Origin of the sequence: Pseudoalteromonas sp. CR1, from assembly GCF_019392235.1 — a bacterium.
In the GTDB taxonomy this organism is placed as follows: domain Bacteria; phylum Pseudomonadota; class Gammaproteobacteria; order Enterobacterales; family Alteromonadaceae; genus Pseudoalteromonas.
The window spans coordinates 80,052-95,662 of record NZ_JAHXRM010000002.1 but is presented as its reverse complement, the minus strand read 5'-3'; the positions used below and the strand labels follow the sequence as shown (position 1 = coordinate 95,662).

Below are 15,611 nucleotides of genomic sequence, written 5' to 3'. Positions count from 1 at the left end.
TGACGAGAACTATTTTACGGCTTCGTCATCATCGGGAAGGTATTTATAAAGCGTAATAATTGTGGCAAAAATACTAACGAAAGTAATGGCCATTAAGCCAAATACCTTAAAATTCACCCAAAAATCGAGTGAAAAGTTATACGCTATATAAATATTTAGCGCAGCAATACCGGCGGTAATAGCGACCCACATTAAGTTTAATTTATCCCACAATGGTTCGGGTACAGTTATTTTTTGATTCGTGTCGTTGGCGTTTTCTAAAATGGCACTTAGGGCTTTTTTCACTAAGTTTTTATTTAAAATATAACGACTTACAAGCAGCATAATGCTAAAACCAGCGTATATAATCGTGGCTTTCCATTTTACAAATTGCTCATCGTGAAAAACCAGCGTTAAGGTGCCAAATACGGCAGCAATAGAAAAAAATATCCACTGGCGGGTCGGCACTTTCCCATGCTTGTAATAGCTAAATATGACTTGAATAAGAGACGTTGCAATTAATAAAGCCGTTGCCCAGTAAATATCTACAAGCTTAAACACTGCAAAAAACAGTATGAGTGGAATGTATTCAATTAGTGCGTGCATATACTACCTAAATTATACAAAAATAAATTAAAGCGTTTTTACCACATAACACTTGGTAACTACAAGGTTGACTTAAAGCCCTGTAAGCCTTAGCCTGCGTGGCTTTATTTATTCATCATTATATTCCCACGCTAAACGCATTCATTGTTTACGTGTATTTAGGAGCCTTAAATGAACAAAACTCAACTTATCGTCGAAATGGCAAAACACAGTGAACTCACTAAAAAAGATACAAAAGCTGCTCTTTCAAGCATCCAAAAAGTGATTACTAAATCGCTCTCTGAAGGCGATCAGGTACAAATTAATGGATTTGGTACCTTTGCACTTAGCTATTATCCGGCGCGAACGGGTCGCAATCCGCAAACAGGTGAAACAATTGAAATCGAAGGGGCTAACAAGGCCGTTTTTAAACCAGCAAAAGCACTCAAAGATCGCCTTTAATACATCACGTTTACCTATCTTTTATTTTGCCATTTACACAAAGCTCCATTTAAAACGCCATGTAGATTATTCATAAATTATAAATAATTTACATGGCTCTCTATCATAAATTAATATTTTTAATAAGTTTCAGTAAGTTAAAGCTGGCATCCGATGTGCTTACTATACAGTGAGCTAAACACTTAATTATTTAATAAGGAGAGCCAAATGAATAAATTACAATCGCGCACGCCACTTGAAGGTAAAAAAATTGCAATTCTAGCCACTGATGGCTTTGAACAAAGTGAGCTGCTTTCTCCGCGTGATGCATTATTGAATGCTGGAGCCAAAATAGAGATAGTCTCTATTAAAGAGGGTCAAATTACTGGGTGGAATGAAGATAAATGGGGCGAAAAAGTCTCAGTAGATAAACTCGTAACAAATACTAACTCTGCTGATTACGATGCGTTAATGTTACCCGGTGGGTTATTTAACCCCGATAGCCTTCGCCAAGATAAACATGCAAAAGCCTTCATAGATGGTTTTTTTTGTGCAGAAAAAAACAAACCGGTTGCCGCAATTTGTCATGCTCCCTGGTTATTGGCAGAAATAAATAAGTTACGTGACCGTACGGTAACCTCATTTCCAAGTATTAAAAGCGACTTAATGAATGCAGGTGCCAATTGGGTAGATGAAGAAGTGTGCGTAGATAGAGGGTTGGTTACCAGCCGCAGCCCCGAAGATTTAGATGCTTTTAATGCTAAATTTATTGAAGAAGTTCTCGAAGGTAAACACCAAGCTCATTAAGCTTTCTAAGTATGAGTTTAAAATAAAAAAAGGGCATTTTTAATGCCCTTTTTTAATGCGTAAATTTAAACTTATTATAATGCGGTTGCGGCTTTCATTTCGCTGACAAATGCTTTTAACTGCGCAGTCATTGCGTTTAAATCATTAAGGTTTGCTTCAATAATTTTTACTACCGCTGAACCAGAAATAGCGCCAGCTGCACCTGCATTTAATGCTGATTTAACATCTTCTGGCGTTGAAATACCAAAGCCTAGTAGTGCAGGAGCTGCATGATACTCTTTTAATTTATTTACAATATTACCTGCAGGCATTTGTGCTTTAGTATCTGTACCAGTTACACCTGCACGTGAAAGTAAATAGGTATAGCCGCGGCCATATGAAGCACATTGGCGAAGCGTGTCGTCGTTTGCATTAGGCGTGGCAATAAATATTGGGTCTACGCCATTGTCCATTGCAGCCTTTCTAAACATTTTAGACTCATGCAAAGGGACATCAGCGACTAAAATAGAGTCTACCCCTACGGCTTTTGCATCTTTGTAAAACGCTTCTAAGCCACGCTTAAACACTAGGTTAGAATAAAGTAACAGGCCTATTGGTATATCGGCGTTGTATTCACGAATTTCTTTAATAATGTCAAAGCAGTCTTGGGTGTTAATATTCACATCAAGCGCACGAATATTAGCGGCTTGAATAACCGGGCCATCAGCTATTGGATCTGAAAAAGGGATACCTAGTTCTAGTCCATCAGCGCCACCATCAATTAAGCTTTTAATGATGGCAATACTCTGCTCTTTACCTGGGTCGCCAATAGTGACGAAAGGAACAAACGCCCCTTGTTTTTTTTCATTCAATGCAGAAAACATAGCGCCATAACGGTCCGTCTTAATTTGGCTCATAGCTGGCCTCCTTCAGATAATACTTTGTGTACGTGTGCTAAATCTTTATCGCCACGACCACTTAAATTAATAACAATAACACTGTCTTGCGTCTGCTCTTCTGCATATTTGAGCGCATAAGCTAATGCATGGCTTGATTCAAGAGCAGGAATAATACCTTCGTTTTTAGCTAATGACTGAAATGCATCAAGTGCTTCGGTATCACTAATTCCTACATATTGTGCACGGCCAGTTTCATGTAAAAATGCATGTTGTGGGCCTACCGCTGGGTAATCAAGACCGGCTGATACAGAGTATGACTCTTCAATTTGGCCATCATCATTTTGCATAATGTAGGTGTATGTACCGTGCAGTATACCTTTAGTGCCTTTACAAATAGTGGCGCCGTGTTCATGAGTGTCTAGGCCTTTACCCGCAGGTTCAACACCAATAAGCTTTACACTTGGCTCGTCGATAAAGTCGGTAAACATACCAATAGCGTTAGAGCCACCACCAACGCAGGCAATAACAGCGTCTGGTAAGCGACCTTCAGCGTCAAGCACTTGTTGCTTGGCTTCTTCACCAATTACTTTTTGGTATTCGCGAACAATAGTTGGGAATGGGTGAGGGCCTGCAGCAGTTCCTAATAGGTAATGCGCTTCTTGGTAGTTAGCTGACCAGTCACGTAATGCCTCGTTAACGGCATCTTTTAATGTGCCAGAACCCGCTGTAACAGGAATGACTTCTGCGCCCATTAATTTCATTCTAAATACATTAGGTTGTTGACGTTCAACGTCTTTTGCACCCATGTAAATACGGCATTTTAAACCTAGCAGTGCACACGCTAAAGCGGTAGCAACACCATGTTGACCTGCGCCGGTTTCAGCAATGACTTCTTTTTTACCCATGCGTTTTGTTAGTAATGCTTGGCCGAGTACTTGGTTTGTTTTATGAGCACCGCCATGAAGTAAATCTTCACGCTTTAAGTAAAGTTTAACCTTTGGATTTTTAACTAAATTACGCGTTAAAGTAAGAGGAGTAGGGCGACCTGCATACTCATTTAATAATTTACTAAGTTCTGCCTGGAACTCAGGATCTTTTTGCGCTTTGTTAAATTCGTTTTCTAACTGCTTAAGCGCAGGGACAAGCAACTCGGGTACAAACATACCGCCAAACTCGCCAAAATAAGCTGGATTTTGCATTTTAACCTCAATAATTTCTGATACTTGTAAAAGCATGATGTAATTTGTTTGGGCACTTTTTACCTGGAGCGTCTTCAACTCCAGAATTTAAATCAAGGCCTAAAGCGCCTTGAAAAAGCGCATCTTTTATATTGTCTGGATTTAAGCCACCAGCAAGCATAAATGGCGTTGTTGCATCGCGAAGTACTGACCAATCAAATACCTTACCTGTGCCACCAGCTTGTGTATCGCTGTGAGTGTCATACAAGTGTCGGTCAACGCCATTGACTGGAGTTGGTAGCGCATCTTTAATTGCTTGTGCTTTCCAAATTTCACAGTTGTTTGGTAACTGTGTACGCAATGATTTAATGTAATCGTCACTTTCTTTGCCATGTAATTGAACTGCCGCTAACTTTAACACACTTGCAACGTGAGCAACCTTCTCTGTTGGTTCATCAACAAAAACACCTACAAATTTTAGTGGTGCCGATTGCGTTATGGCTTGGGCGCAATCTAAATCAACACAGCGTGGAGATTTAGGGTGAAAAATTAAACCGCCATATATGGCGCCAGCATTATACGCTGCTTGCGCATCCTGACTGCGAGTAAGCCCACACACTTTATTTTCACCAAAAATAACACGGCGACATGCTTGCTCTAAATCAGCTTCGGCCATCAGCGAGCTGCCAATTAAAAAGCCATCGCACAGCGGAGCTAAGCGTTTAACGTCTTGATGGGTATAGATACCTGACTCAGAGATAACGACTTTATCTTCAGGTATTAATTTACGCAGTCTCTCGGTAGTTGCTAAATCGGTACTTAAATCACGTAAATCACGATTATTAATACCAATAATTTTAGCATTTAGGGCAAGTGCTCGGTGTACTTCTTCTTCATTACTTACTTCTGTAAGCACGGCCATATTGAGTGAATCAGCCACTGTGTGAAGTGCAGTATATTCTTCATCATTAAGTACTGAAAGCATAAGTAAAATTGCATCGCCACCATAAATGCGGGCCATGTAAACTTGATACTCATCTATGAAAAAGTCTTTACAAATAAGAGGCTGTTCAACTTGGCTGCGTACAAACTCAAGGTAATCAAAGCTACCTTGAAAGTATTTAGTGTCGGTGAGCACGCTCATGCAACTTGCATATTTTTTGTATGCTGCAGTGATTTCGGTTAAATCAAAAGGTTCTCTTATTAAACCTTTTGAAGGGGATGCTTTTTTACACTCTAAAATAAATTGAATCCCCGGTGCTGCCAATGCGCTATAAAAATCGCGACTGGTAGGCACAGCCTGATTTTTGAAGCTTTCAAGCGGACGTGTGGCTTTTCGTTCGATTAATTCTAGTTTTTTATCAGCAACAATTTTGTCTAATACATTAGCCATGACTTACCTCAATAATTGCATTTAACGTGTCCATGGCTTTGCCTGAACTTAAAAGTGAGTGTACTGCCTGAGCGCCTTCTTTAAGCGAATCGGCTTTTCCTGTTAGGTATAAAAGTGCAGCAACATTGACCACAATAGCGGCATTATGAGCGTCAGTGCCTTTGCCTTGTAAAATAGCAACACTTGCATCAGCGTTATATTGTGGGCCTTCACCTGCTAGTTGTTCAAGTGAATAGTTTGCAAGGTCAAAGTTGCTTGGGTTGAGCGTGTACTGGGTTATGTCACCGTTGTTTAATTCAACAACATGCGTTGACCCGTGAAGAGCAATTTCGTCAGTGCCTGAACCATGCACGACCATTGCGCGTTTAGTGCCTAATGTTTTAAGCGTTTGTGCCATAGGCATACATAGCGACTCGTCGTAAACACCTAGTAATTGCACATCAGGTGCCGCTGGGTTAGCAAGAGGGCCTAAAATATTAAAAATTGTTCGTGTTTTGAGTGCAGTACGTACGCCCATCGCATGACGAACACCGCTGTGATAATGAGGCGCAAACAAAAACGTAAAATGTGTTTGCTCAAGGCATTTTGCTGCTTGTTCTGGGCTCATATCTATATTAATACCGAGCGCTTTGAGTAAGTCGGCAGAGCCTGAGTTACTCGACACACTGCGGTTGCCGTGTTTTACCACGTTGATACCTGCTGCAGCTGCAACAATAGCGGCGGTGGTACTGATATTAATTGTGTTTGACCCATCGCCACCGGTGCCGCAGCTATCTGCAAGTTGTGTACAGGTGGTATTAAACGCGACTGCGTTTTCACGCATGGATGCTGCAGCTCCGGCTATTTCATCACTAACTTCACCTTTCATTTTAAGACTGATTAGTAATGCTGTTAGCTCGATATCGCTCATATTACCTTGCATAATTTCATCAAATAGTGCTTTTGATTGGCTGTAGTTGAGTGATTGCTTTGTAATTAACTGCTCAATAGCGCTTTGAACATTAAGGGAAGTGGGTAATTGTGTACTCATAATGTCCTCTTTATTTATTAGTTGTTAAGTAGGCAACACTTTGTTGCAGCAACAAGGCACCATTAGGCGTTAGTATTGATTCAGGGTGAAACTGGTAACCCAACGCACTGTCACCATGGTGATAAATAGCCATTGGAATGTCTTGATATTGTGCTATTACGTCTATGCTATCGGGCACCTTCGTGGCCATTAATGAGTGGTAACGTGCTACCGGCATTGTTTCGCCCATATTTTCAAAAACAGGATGTGCGTTTAATTCAATGATTGACGACTTACCATGTACGGTTTCACCTGCGTGACCGATTACTCCGCCATAACTTTGTGTTAAAGCTTGTTGCCCTAAGCAAATACCAAGCATTGGAAAATGGCCTTTACACAGCTGAATAAGATCCATCAAGCAGCCTGCATCGCTGGGTGTGCCTGGACCTGGTGAAAGCACAAGTAAAACTTGGCCTTGCTCTTGGCTCATTTTATTAAAGATAATGTCGGCACTTATGTTATTTCTGTATACAACAAGTTCACCGCCTAACATGGTTAGTTCGTCTACTAGGTTGTAACTAAACGAGTCAAAGTTATCTAAAAAGTAAATTTTGATTGGCTGTGATGCACTCATGTTATACCGCCTCGTAAGTTGATTTTATGGCGGTAATGACCGCTTGCGCTTTGGCACGTGTTTCGTTAGCTTCAGATTGCGGGTCTGAATCAAATACAACCCCAGCCCCAGCTTGAACATAGGCCATGCTGTTTTTAACAAAAGCAGAGCGAATAACAATACAGCTGTCCATTGCGCCATCACCGGTTAAATAACCCACTGCGCCTCCGTAACTGCCACGTCGTTTTCCCTCTGTTTGGCGAACAAGTTCTGCGGCACGTACTTTGGGTGCGCCTACCAATGTACCCATGTTCATACATGCTTGGTAAGCATGCAGTGCATCTAGTTCTGGTTTTAATGTGCCAACAACACGTGAAACCAAATGCATAACCTGCGAATAACGGTCTACTTTTAAGAGCTCTTTTGCATGACGAGTACCTGCAACACTAATGCGCGCTACATCGTTACGGGCTAAGTCAACAAGCATTAGGTGTTCTGCTCGTTCTTTTTGATCATTTCTAAGTTCAAGCTCAATACGACTATCCAAGTCAGGATTTATTTGCCCATTAGCAAACTTACCACGAGGGCGAGTCCCTGCAATTGGATATACTTCTACCTGTTGGTTATTAACATTATATTTAAGTGCCGATTCGGGCGATGCACCAAATAAAGCAAACTCTTCGTCGCGCATGTAAAACATGTAAGGGCTTGGGTTTTGCTGTTTTAATTGGCTGTACGCATGTAAAGCGTTAGGGCAAGGCAGAGAAAAAGTTCGAGAGGGAACAACCTGAAAAATATCACCGTCAACAATGTTCTTTTTTAGTTTTACAACTTGTTCGCAGTAAGTCTCGTCACTTATGTCTACTTTAACGTCGCATTCCCCTTTGTTTAATGGGGCGCTGTACTGGGCTGCGTTATCGCAAAGACTGTTTAATCGCTCCAGTTGTTTACCTACTTCAAAACAGTTTGCGTGAACGTCTGGGCCGTTAAACACATTACCAATCAGTTCTGTGGTTTGTTTTTGATGATCAATTACAACGAGTGTTTCAGCTAAATAAAATACATAGTCAGGGCAGCTGTTTTCGCCATCGGGCACATCACTTAACTGTTCAAAGTTTGCAACCATGTCGTAGGCAAATACACCGCCTAAAAATAAAGAGAATGGATTGTTAGTGGTGCTTTTGATTGAGTTTATACAGGTTCGTAGGGCACTAAATGCGTTATCCGCTACTAATTTACTGGCTTCATCAATGTCGTTATGTGTACTTAAGTAATTTAGGGTTAGGCTTGTATCGTTTAGCTCAGCTTTACAGTTTTTAACATTAGCTTGTAAGTAACTTAACAGCTGCTGCCCATTGTTTGAATGGGCTGTAATTATGACTGTTTTGCCTTGGCAAACGATGCGTAATGCACAATCGACTAAAATTAAACTTTTTACACTGTCTTTAGAATCAATTTCAGCTGATTCAAGTAGCAGTGAGTTGGGTTTATCAAGCGCTGCGTATAATGCAAGTGGACTACTAATGTAATCGCGTGTTTGCGTAATACTGGTTACTTCACCCGGTGTAGTTGTTATATGACTAAAAATCAAACCTCATTCCCTCAAAAAATTAAACCCCGCAATGCTGTGCAATGCGGGGTTTGAATAACGTATCTAAATTACAAACAGATCATTACCGTCCCGCTATACCAGGCGCCACCACCAATGATGTGTAAGAGTAAGACCGTTATTCATGTTTTTCTGCCTCAAATTTATTATGTATTTATTAAAATTTAGTTATAAAAAAACCCGCATATTTGCGGGTTTTGAAATTTTGTCAGACACGACAATTCATCACCCGATAATTACGAGTGCCACCACCAGATTGTGTTTAGGTTTGAATTGTTCATAGTATTTAATTCTTGATGTGTCTTAAAGTGGCTACAGTAAAACGTATCTTGTGCTTTTGTGTCAAGTGTTTATTAAAAACAATTTAGTGAAAAAACTTGTTATACTTGCATAAACACCTTCAAACCTTAATTTTAAGCAGTTTTCTTTTGATAAAATATGATTTACATAGTCACACCACACATTCAGACGGGCATTTAACGGTTGAAGAATTATTAAACCGTGCAGTAGATAAAAACATTGATGTGTTTGCTATTACCGATCATGACACTGTGGCAGCTATTAAGCCGGCTCAATCATTTATTAAGTCAGAGAATCTTCCGCTGTCATTAATTACAGGCACAGAAATATCGACGAAATGGGAAAGTTTTGAAATTCATATTGTAGGCTTAAACATAAATGTCGATAACGAAGAGCTCGATACCTTATTATCAGCACAGCAACAAAAGCGCGAAGAGCGGGCAACACAAATAGGCTTTCGTTTAGAGAAAAATGGCTTTGAAGGCATTTATGACCAAGCTAAAGAGCTTGCTGTGAATGGACAAATTACACGCGCTCATTTTGCACGTGCATTAATGCAGCGTGGAGTAGCTAAAAATTTCCCTGGGGTATTTAAAAAGTATTTAGGGCGAGGTAAAACAGGATACGTACCAAGTTGTTGGTGCGATATGCAAACTGCTATTAACGCAATACATGCAGCAGGGGGCGTTGCAGTGCTTGCCCACCCAAGTAGCTATCGAATGTCTAATAAGTGGTTGCGTAAACTGTTAATTGAATTTAAAAACGCAGGTGGCGATGCAATGGAGGTAGCACAACCTCAGCAAGCACCCAGCGAGCGCCAGTTTTTGGGCGAACTTAGCCGAGAGTACGAACTATTATGTTCGCAAGGCTCTGATTTTCATTTTCCAACAAGCTATTTAGAGCTTGGTAAAAATTTATACTTACCTAAAGATTGCCAAGGTGTTTGGCAAGCTTGGGAAGGACCAGAAGGGGCATTAACATGAGTCAATTATTTCATATTCACCCAGATAACCCACAAGCAAGACTAATAACTCAGGCTGTTGATATCATAAAGCAAGGGGGCGTTGTTGTTTATCCTACAGATTCGGGCTATGCGATTGGCTGTAATATTGGTAATAAGCAAGCCAAAGAGCGTATAGAGCGTATTCGTGGAATTGATAAGAACGACAATTTTACGCTTGTATGCCGTGATTTATCAGAGTTATCAACTTATGCTCGTGTTGATAATCAATTATTTAGGTTAATTAAAAATAATACGCCGGGCCCTTACACCTTTATTTTCAAAGGCACAAAGGAAGTTCCTAAGCGTTTATTAAACGATAAGAAAAAAACGATTGGTATACGTGTTATTGAGCACCCAATAGCATGTGCTCTTTTAGCTGAGTTAGGCGAGCCACTCATGTCGTGTTCGCTTATTTTACCAGGGCAAGAATTTACAGAATCGGATCCTGACGAAATTTTAGATAGGCTTGATAAACACGTCGATCTTATTATTCACGGTGGATACCTACCAGAGCAAGCAACAACGGTAATTGATTTGTCTGAAGACGATGTAAAAATACTGCGTGTTGGCTGTGGTGATGTGAGCCCGTTTGAGTAAATAAACGTGACATCAACAACTAAATACCCACCAGTAATTGACGAGCCAGTGCAGCAAAATCTGCCACTGGCTTTTTTGCATGGCAAAGCCGTTGTTGATAAACCTGAAGACTTATATATTCCACCTGACGCACTCGAAGTTATTTTAGAAACCTTTGAGGGGCCACTTGATTTACTTCTTTATTTAATAAAAAAACATAAGCTTGATGTACTTGAGCTCTCAATATTCAGTATTACAGAGCAATATGTTAGCTATGTTGAAATGATGAGCGAGTTTCAATTAGAGCTCGCCGGTGAATATTTAGTCATGGCGGCATTATTAGCACAAATAAAATCACGCCTGCTACTTCCTGTCCATGAAGAGCTCGAAGAAGAGGAAGATCCGCGTGCCGAACTTATTAAACGCTTACAAGAATACGAGCAATTTAAAAAAGCAGCTGAAAACCTAGATGACATTCCTCGTGTTGGGCGTGATATTTTTGTTGCCCGTGCCGTCATGCCTATTAACGACGATACAAACCAAAACCTACCCGAAATAGAGCTTAAAGATTTAATGCTTGCCCTGAGTGAAGTTATGGCAAGAGCTAAAACCTTTGAACATCATCAAATAACAGCAGAAGTTTTGTCAACCCGTGAGCGCATGAGCCAAATATTACACCAACTCTCCAAGGCAAATAGCGCAATAGTATTTAATGAACTTTTTAAAGTATCAGAAGGTCGCAGCGGTGTTGTTGTAAGCTTTATAGCTATGCTTGAGCTAATAAAAGAAGGACTAATTACTTGTCTGCAAGTTAACGCAGAAAGTTTAATCTACGTCAGTCTTAGTGATTAGTCGCTGCTAATAAACACTTTAATTACCCTTTAATTTCCTCAGTTTAATTTACGCCAATTACTTTTGTGCATATATGCACAGAAGCTGTTTGTTTACGCTATTTTACTAAATGACAATCTTCTATATCTTGTACGTATTAAAACACAGGATATTAATTATGGTTAAAAATACGCCGCTATCTTATGGATTCGTTGCCATTACTTTGCACTGGTTAATGGCGCTTACTGTTATAGGCTTATTTGGCTTGGGTTTATACATGGTCGAACTTACCTATTATGACAGCTGGTATAAAGGCTCCCTAGATTTACATAAAAGTATAGGTATTACGCTTGCAGCCGTTTTGGTTTTTAGGATTTTATGGCGCGTTTTATCTGTTAATCCAAAACCTTTAGGAACAAATTCGAAAATAAACCAACTGGCACACACGACTCATGTAGTTATGTACATATTATTGGCTGTTATTGTGGTAGCGGGGTACTTAATTTCAACAGCAGACGGACGACCGATTGAAGTATTTATGCTGTTTAATGTATCCGCTCTTGATTTTGTTTTTGATGATCAAGCTGATATTGCAGGAAAAGTTCATTACTACGGTGCATGTATATTAATTGGGTTTGTTATTTTACATGCGCTGGGTGCGTTAAAGCACCATTTTATAGATAAAGATAAAACGTTAACAAGAATGATTACCCCATTGAAGGAAGATTAATATGAAAAAATTACTAATAAATACGGCCGTATCTGCGGCTCTCGTTTTATCAGCATCGGCTGTAAATGCTGCTGAATATATTATTGATACAAAAGGGGCACACGCTTTTGTGAACTTTAAAATAAAGCATTTAGGATACAGCTGGTTACATGGGCGTTTTAATACGTTTGACGGCGAATTTAATTACGATGCAGAAAAACCTAATGCGTCACAAATAATGGTAAATATAGATACAACGAGCCTTGATTCTAATCATGCAGAACGTGATAAACACTTACGTGGTAAAGATTTTTTAAATGTTGATAAATACCCAACTGCTACGTTTAAAAGTACTAACATCACGTTTAATGATGCTAATTCAGGCAAAGTAACCGGTGATTTTACATTGCATGGTGTAACAAAAAGTATCACCTTTGAAATAGACAAAATCGGTGAAGGCCAAGACCCATGGGGTGGTTACCGTGTAGGCTTTGAAGGCGAAACAAGCCTTAAATTAAGTGACTATGGTATTAATTATAATTTAGGGCCTGCGTCAACTCATGTTGATATAGGGTTATTTATTGAAGGTATTCGTAAATAAGCTGGGCTGTCACTAAATAATTAACCTTTAAAGCGCCGCATTAAGTGGCGCTTTTTGGTTTAATTCATTCTTGTTTTTAGCAATGGCTTTAAATGCTCGGGCAACCACTTTGATAGTGCATGAATGTATTCATCTGTTTGTTTTATTACCTTAAGATGTTTATTTAGCAAAGCAATATTTTTAATACCTTGTTCGGTTTTAGTGCAACCAATATAGCCATAACTTAACGCAGGTGCTTCAGTTAACGGCCTCTGGGTTAAGTTATTTTGAAAGTTCATTGATTTAGCTAAATAAAAATGTTCACTTGGGTAGCCAAGTAAAATATCAATGCGTTTTAAATTAAGCATATAGGTAAGACTAGCTAAGCTATCTCGGGTAGGACGAATAACAATATCAACATCGGGCGTTGAATTGATTATACGATCAATAGCTTCCCCATAAGAGCGACTTAAAGAAACGCCTAATGTTAGCTTTTTCTCTTGCAGTAAATCATACAAAGAGACCTCAGTGTTGTTTTTAAGCGATAGCGCACTCGCTAGTTTCTTATGAAGTGCAACAGAGGGAGACAAACCCACTGTAGAACTCTCTTGAGTAAACACCATTTGCTGCTTTCTGTTTTCGTTTTTGTAAAGAGAGAGCACACACGCGTCATTAGTTTTATCTGAGAGTGTTTGAATTAACTTGCTAGCAGGCACTACAACACGGTTAAATTCAACATGTGGTAGTTGGTCTTCGAGTAATTTAATGATTGTTTCGTCGCGGCCTTGGCCCTGATATTTACCATTTAAAATATAGTAGGGCGCAAAATCGTTGGTTAACCAGTTAATTGTTTGAGCATGGCACAATGAAGTTAGAAAAAAATAAGGTAAAAGAGTTAAAAATACACGTAACATTACAGCAACCAACGAATGTAATTGAGTTAGTGTTTTAACACCTAAGTATTAAAAAGTAAAATGCCAGCAACAAGGCTGGCATTATATTCTCAATAATCACGCGTTAATCCACGATGAAAACTGTGTTTAGCTGGCTTTTAACCATTTCACAAACTGACGTGCATCACTTGCTTTTTGAAATAATGCATTTTTTAAACCTTGCGTATCACTAAAGATAACACGATGTTTGTTTACTGAAATTGATTGCACAGGATGTGCAATTTGGATCATAGATCCGTTATATTTATAAGACATAATAAAACTCACTTTATTCTTGTAATTTATTCTGCGCTATTTTTATAGCAAACTGCAGTCAATAAATTAACGATGTTGTGTTTAGCTTCATTACAGTGTTGACGATCTTTATGACACTTTTACGATGATAGTAAAATTCATCTCGGTATTATTTAAGGGGTACTCGCCGTACAATAACTTAGCTTTCAAATATACGTTGTGCGGGGCTTACTGGATCAGGGTAAATAGGTTAACCGCGGTGGTTTCTTAAACCAGAGAGGGAATTTAACCTAAATAATAATTACGCGCAAGTTATTTGTATAAATATATAAAACATAGATTTTATCAACTGGTTAAATACGTTGATTTACGACTAAAAGGAATAGTATGCATTACATAATAGTCAGTGATATTTACGGAAAAACGCCCGCTTTACAGGACTTTTGTAAAGCATTAAACACGAAGTTTACCCTTGTTGAACCCTATGGTGGGAAAGAGCAAGCTATTGAAAGTGAAGAAAATAACTATAAAAATTTTATAAAGGAGTGTGGTCATAACGCGTATACAACAATGTTGCATAAAAAATTTGATAGACTCACATCACCTACAGTTTGTATCGCCTTTAGTGCGGGGGCTAGCGCTGCGTGGCGAGCTCAGTTATTAACAGGCAATCCACATCTTAAAAAAGTGGTTGGCTTTTATCCATCGCAAATACGAAACTACTTAAATTTAAAAGCCAATGTGCCATGTGAATTTATTTTTCCTTACCATGAAACACACTTTGATGTTACAGCTGTTATTAATGAGCTTAATGAAAAGCAAAACGTAATTTGCCAACCAACAGGTTATTGCCATGGATTTATGAACAAGCGTTCTTTAAATTATAACGAGCAAGCTTACCAACACTTTTACAACTATTTAAAGTCTAATGAGTTTTCATAATTCTGGGTGAGGTGTGTTTTAATTTAAAAAGTAAAACATTTTAAAGTGTATTAATTAATTTTTTTGTTATGTTTGGAAAGTCAGAACGGTTTTTATATTCTGCGTATAAAGAAGCAAAAATACTACTCCGTGAGAGTTTATCAAGATCTTTGATAAACGTTTTAGCACTTGAACGTGCTGTTCTACAGCATAGTTGATAGGCTTTTATTATCTCAGCTAGGGTTTGACCTTGCTGTTGAAGTGCTAAATCGGCTTCAACAAAAAACGCAGCGCCTGTCCAATACACACGTTGTTGAGCACCTTGGTTCCACATATCAGCAGAGAGTTCACTTAAGGGCTGCGATTTGGTTTTACTTTGTAGTCTAGCTCTATCAAAACCAGCATTTAATCGTTGAACAAATTGCGCTTGGGTTGCTACACCGCTGTCACGCATAATTACGTTTTGCATGTAACTGGCAAACCCTTCACTTAACCAAAATGCAGAATAGGGAAAAAGCGGCAAATATAAATGCGATAGCTCGTGATATAGGGTCCAGTCTTTAGTAAATGCATTTAGACTAGCATACCTGTCTATGTGTAGTTCAAGTCCATCGGGGTTGCTTCGCTTTACCGTTGCCCATGGTACAGGCTCAAATGCAAAATATTGAGGCTTTAAATAAATAGGCAAGGTAGTTTGCTTTAAAGGCCCAAGCGTATTTTCAGTTTTTTTTACACTCTGATCAATCCAAGTAGAGACAACTTGTTGGCCATTTTTAGATAGCGAGTTAAGCTGGTGTATATCAACCTCAAGGGCATAGGTGTTTAAAGAGCTTATAAATAACAACGTCCACATTAACTTCATTAAAATACCTCATTATATTTAAAAACTAATACGAACCGTACACGCTATAAGACCAACGTTTCGTCTACATTAGCACACCGTATTTGTTATTTTTTAAACTGATACCAACTATAAAAAGGCAATTAAAGACACATCCCAATTAACATGGTT

General features: G+C 39.0%; 18 protein-coding genes. 8 read left to right on the top strand and 10 right to left on the bottom strand.

Going from position 1 to position 15,611, the window contains the following annotated elements; genetic code table 11:
- Positions 1 to 9: 9 nt before the first annotated feature.
- Positions 10 to 585: a septation protein IspZ gene (gene ispZ, locus KZZ04_RS03340; RefSeq protein WP_219421788.1), complete on the bottom strand. Its 576-nt coding sequence runs from the start codon at positions 583 to 585 to the stop codon at positions 10 to 12.
- 171 nt (positions 586 to 756) lie between these two features.
- Between ispZ and KZZ04_RS03335 the strand changes: the two genes are divergently transcribed.
- Both KZZ04_RS03335 and KZZ04_RS03330 read left to right on the top strand, forming a co-directional pair.
- Entirely contained in the window at positions 757 to 1,026 is a 270-nt protein-coding gene (locus KZZ04_RS03335) for an HU family DNA-binding protein (RefSeq protein WP_058404394.1), read from the top strand.
- A gap of 207 nt (positions 1,027 to 1,233) precedes the next feature.
- A complete protein-coding gene (locus KZZ04_RS03330; RefSeq protein ID WP_219421787.1) occupies positions 1,234 to 1,812 on the top strand; it encodes a type 1 glutamine amidotransferase domain-containing protein in 579 nt (192 codons plus the stop codon).
- Between the two features lie 74 nt (positions 1,813 to 1,886).
- On the opposite strand, the gene trpA is transcribed toward KZZ04_RS03330, so the two are convergent.
- From trpA to KZZ04_RS03300, 6 genes are read right to left on the bottom strand one after another with little or no spacing between them, the layout of a single operon-like run.
- Positions 1,887 to 2,708, bottom strand: a complete 822-nt coding sequence (trpA, locus tag KZZ04_RS03325; RefSeq protein WP_058551809.1) for a tryptophan synthase subunit alpha — start codon at positions 2,706 to 2,708, stop codon at positions 1,887 to 1,889.
- Complete coding sequence (trpB, locus tag KZZ04_RS03320) at positions 2,705 to 3,889, bottom strand: tryptophan synthase subunit beta (RefSeq protein ID WP_058404476.1); 1,185 nt, start codon at positions 3,887 to 3,889, stop codon at positions 2,705 to 2,707. The genes trpA and trpB overlap by 4 nt, the downstream gene beginning before the upstream one ends.
- Before the next feature lie 7 nt (positions 3,890 to 3,896).
- Positions 3,897 to 5,261 (bottom strand): bifunctional indole-3-glycerol-phosphate synthase TrpC/phosphoribosylanthranilate isomerase TrpF, encoded by a 1,365-nt coding sequence (trpCF, locus tag KZZ04_RS03315; protein ID WP_219421786.1) that lies wholly within the window; start codon positions 5,259 to 5,261, stop codon positions 3,897 to 3,899.
- A complete protein-coding gene (trpD, locus tag KZZ04_RS03310) occupies positions 5,254 to 6,291 on the bottom strand; it encodes an anthranilate phosphoribosyltransferase (RefSeq protein ID WP_219421785.1) in 1,038 nt (345 codons plus the stop codon). Before trpD ends, trpCF begins: the two co-directional genes overlap by 8 nt.
- 10 nt (positions 6,292 to 6,301) lie before the next feature.
- Positions 6,302 to 6,904 carry an aminodeoxychorismate/anthranilate synthase component II gene (locus KZZ04_RS03305; protein WP_138530010.1) on the bottom strand — a complete coding sequence of 201 codons (603 nt, stop codon included), beginning with the start codon at positions 6,902 to 6,904 and terminating at the stop codon, positions 6,302 to 6,304.
- A gap of 1 nt (position 6,905) precedes the next feature.
- Positions 6,906 to 8,474, bottom strand: coding sequence for an anthranilate synthase component 1 (locus tag KZZ04_RS03300; protein WP_219421784.1), 1,569 nt, complete (start codon positions 8,472 to 8,474; stop codon positions 6,906 to 6,908).
- A 446-nt stretch (positions 8,475 to 8,920) separates the two neighbouring features.
- Here KZZ04_RS03300 and KZZ04_RS03295 point away from each other — a divergent pair, with 446 nt between their 5' ends.
- The 5 genes from KZZ04_RS03295 to KZZ04_RS03275 all read left to right on the top strand — a co-directional run bounded on the left by KZZ04_RS03295 (position 8,921) and on the right by KZZ04_RS03275 (position 12,512).
- A complete protein-coding gene (locus KZZ04_RS03295) occupies positions 8,921 to 9,775 on the top strand; it encodes a PHP domain-containing protein (RefSeq protein WP_219421783.1) in 855 nt (284 codons plus the stop codon).
- On the top strand, positions 9,772 to 10,392 hold the full coding sequence (locus KZZ04_RS03290; RefSeq protein WP_006792208.1) for an L-threonylcarbamoyladenylate synthase: 621 nt from the start codon (positions 9,772 to 9,774) through the stop codon (positions 10,390 to 10,392). Before KZZ04_RS03295 ends, KZZ04_RS03290 begins: the two co-directional genes overlap by 4 nt.
- A gap of 6 nt (positions 10,393 to 10,398) precedes the next feature.
- Entirely contained in the window at positions 10,399 to 11,223 is an 825-nt protein-coding gene (locus tag KZZ04_RS03285; protein ID WP_219421782.1) for a ScpA family protein, read from the top strand.
- A gap of 157 nt (positions 11,224 to 11,380) precedes the next feature.
- A complete protein-coding gene (locus KZZ04_RS03280) occupies positions 11,381 to 11,932 on the top strand; it encodes a cytochrome b (protein ID WP_219421781.1) in 552 nt (183 codons plus the stop codon).
- A gap of 1 nt (position 11,933) precedes the next feature.
- A complete protein-coding gene (locus KZZ04_RS03275; protein ID WP_219421780.1) occupies positions 11,934 to 12,512 on the top strand; it encodes a YceI family protein in 579 nt (192 codons plus the stop codon).
- Positions 12,513 to 12,571: 59 nt separating this feature from the next.
- Here the strand turns inward: KZZ04_RS03275 and KZZ04_RS03270 are convergent, their stop codons facing one another.
- Positions 12,572 to 13,405 carry a TIGR02285 family protein gene (locus KZZ04_RS03270; protein WP_219421779.1) on the bottom strand — a complete coding sequence of 278 codons (834 nt, stop codon included), beginning with the start codon at positions 13,403 to 13,405 and terminating at the stop codon, positions 12,572 to 12,574.
- Positions 13,406 to 13,531: 126 nt separating this feature from the next.
- Positions 13,532 to 13,675, bottom strand: a complete 144-nt coding sequence (locus tag KZZ04_RS03265; RefSeq protein ID WP_008113633.1) for a hypothetical protein — start codon at positions 13,673 to 13,675, stop codon at positions 13,532 to 13,534.
- Between the two features lie 390 nt (positions 13,676 to 14,065).
- Between KZZ04_RS03265 and KZZ04_RS03260 the strand changes: the two genes are divergently transcribed.
- Positions 14,066 to 14,620 (top strand): dienelactone hydrolase family protein, encoded by a 555-nt coding sequence (locus KZZ04_RS03260; RefSeq protein ID WP_058404405.1) that lies wholly within the window; start codon positions 14,066 to 14,068, stop codon positions 14,618 to 14,620.
- A 40-nt stretch (positions 14,621 to 14,660) separates the two neighbouring features.
- Here the strand turns inward: KZZ04_RS03260 and KZZ04_RS03255 are convergent, their stop codons facing one another.
- The gene (locus KZZ04_RS03255; protein ID WP_219421778.1) at positions 14,661 to 15,461 is read right to left on the bottom strand and encodes a hypothetical protein; all 801 of its coding nucleotides are present in this window, start codon (positions 15,459 to 15,461) and stop codon (positions 14,661 to 14,663) included.
- Positions 15,462 to 15,611 lie beyond the last annotated feature (150 nt).

What these genes read in the sequence shown, in the direction of transcription:
- KZZ04_RS03305 (WP_138530010.1), bottom strand. Translation starts at nt 6,904, where the DNA reads ATGAGTGCATCACAGCCAATCAAAATTTACTTTTTAGATAACTTTGAC.
- trpA (WP_058551809.1), bottom strand. Translation starts at nt 2,708, where the DNA reads ATGAGCCAAATTAAGACGGACCGTTATGGCGCTATGTTTTCTGCATTG.
- trpD (WP_219421785.1), bottom strand. Translation starts at nt 6,291, where the DNA reads ATGAGTACACAATTACCCACTTCCCTTAATGTTCAAAGCGCTATTGAG.
- KZZ04_RS03290 (WP_006792208.1), top strand. Translation starts at nt 9,772, where the DNA reads ATGAGTCAATTATTTCATATTCACCCAGATAACCCACAAGCAAGACTA.
- KZZ04_RS03260 (WP_058404405.1), top strand. Translation starts at nt 14,066, where the DNA reads ATGCATTACATAATAGTCAGTGATATTTACGGAAAAACGCCCGCTTTA.
- KZZ04_RS03265 (WP_008113633.1), bottom strand. Translation starts at nt 13,675, where the DNA reads ATGATCCAAATTGCACATCCTGTGCAATCAATTTCAGTAAACAAACAT.
- KZZ04_RS03335 (WP_058404394.1), top strand. Translation starts at nt 757, where the DNA reads ATGAACAAAACTCAACTTATCGTCGAAATGGCAAAACACAGTGAACTC.
- ispZ (WP_219421788.1), bottom strand. Translation starts at nt 585, where the DNA reads ATGCACGCACTAATTGAATACATTCCACTCATACTGTTTTTTGCAGTG.
- KZZ04_RS03255 (WP_219421778.1), bottom strand. Translation starts at nt 15,461, where the DNA reads ATGAAGTTAATGTGGACGTTGTTATTTATAAGCTCTTTAAACACCTAT.
- KZZ04_RS03275 (WP_219421780.1), top strand. Translation starts at nt 11,934, where the DNA reads ATGAAAAAATTACTAATAAATACGGCCGTATCTGCGGCTCTCGTTTTA.
- trpB (WP_058404476.1), bottom strand. Translation starts at nt 3,889, where the DNA reads ATGCAAAATCCAGCTTATTTTGGCGAGTTTGGCGGTATGTTTGTACCC.
- KZZ04_RS03270 (WP_219421779.1), bottom strand. Translation starts at nt 13,405, where the DNA reads ATGTTACGTGTATTTTTAACTCTTTTACCTTATTTTTTTCTAACTTCA.
- KZZ04_RS03330 (WP_219421787.1), top strand. Translation starts at nt 1,234, where the DNA reads ATGAATAAATTACAATCGCGCACGCCACTTGAAGGTAAAAAAATTGCA.
- trpCF (WP_219421786.1), bottom strand. Translation starts at nt 5,261, where the DNA reads ATGGCTAATGTATTAGACAAAATTGTTGCTGATAAAAAACTAGAATTA.
- KZZ04_RS03280 (WP_219421781.1), top strand. Translation starts at nt 11,381, where the DNA reads ATGGTTAAAAATACGCCGCTATCTTATGGATTCGTTGCCATTACTTTG.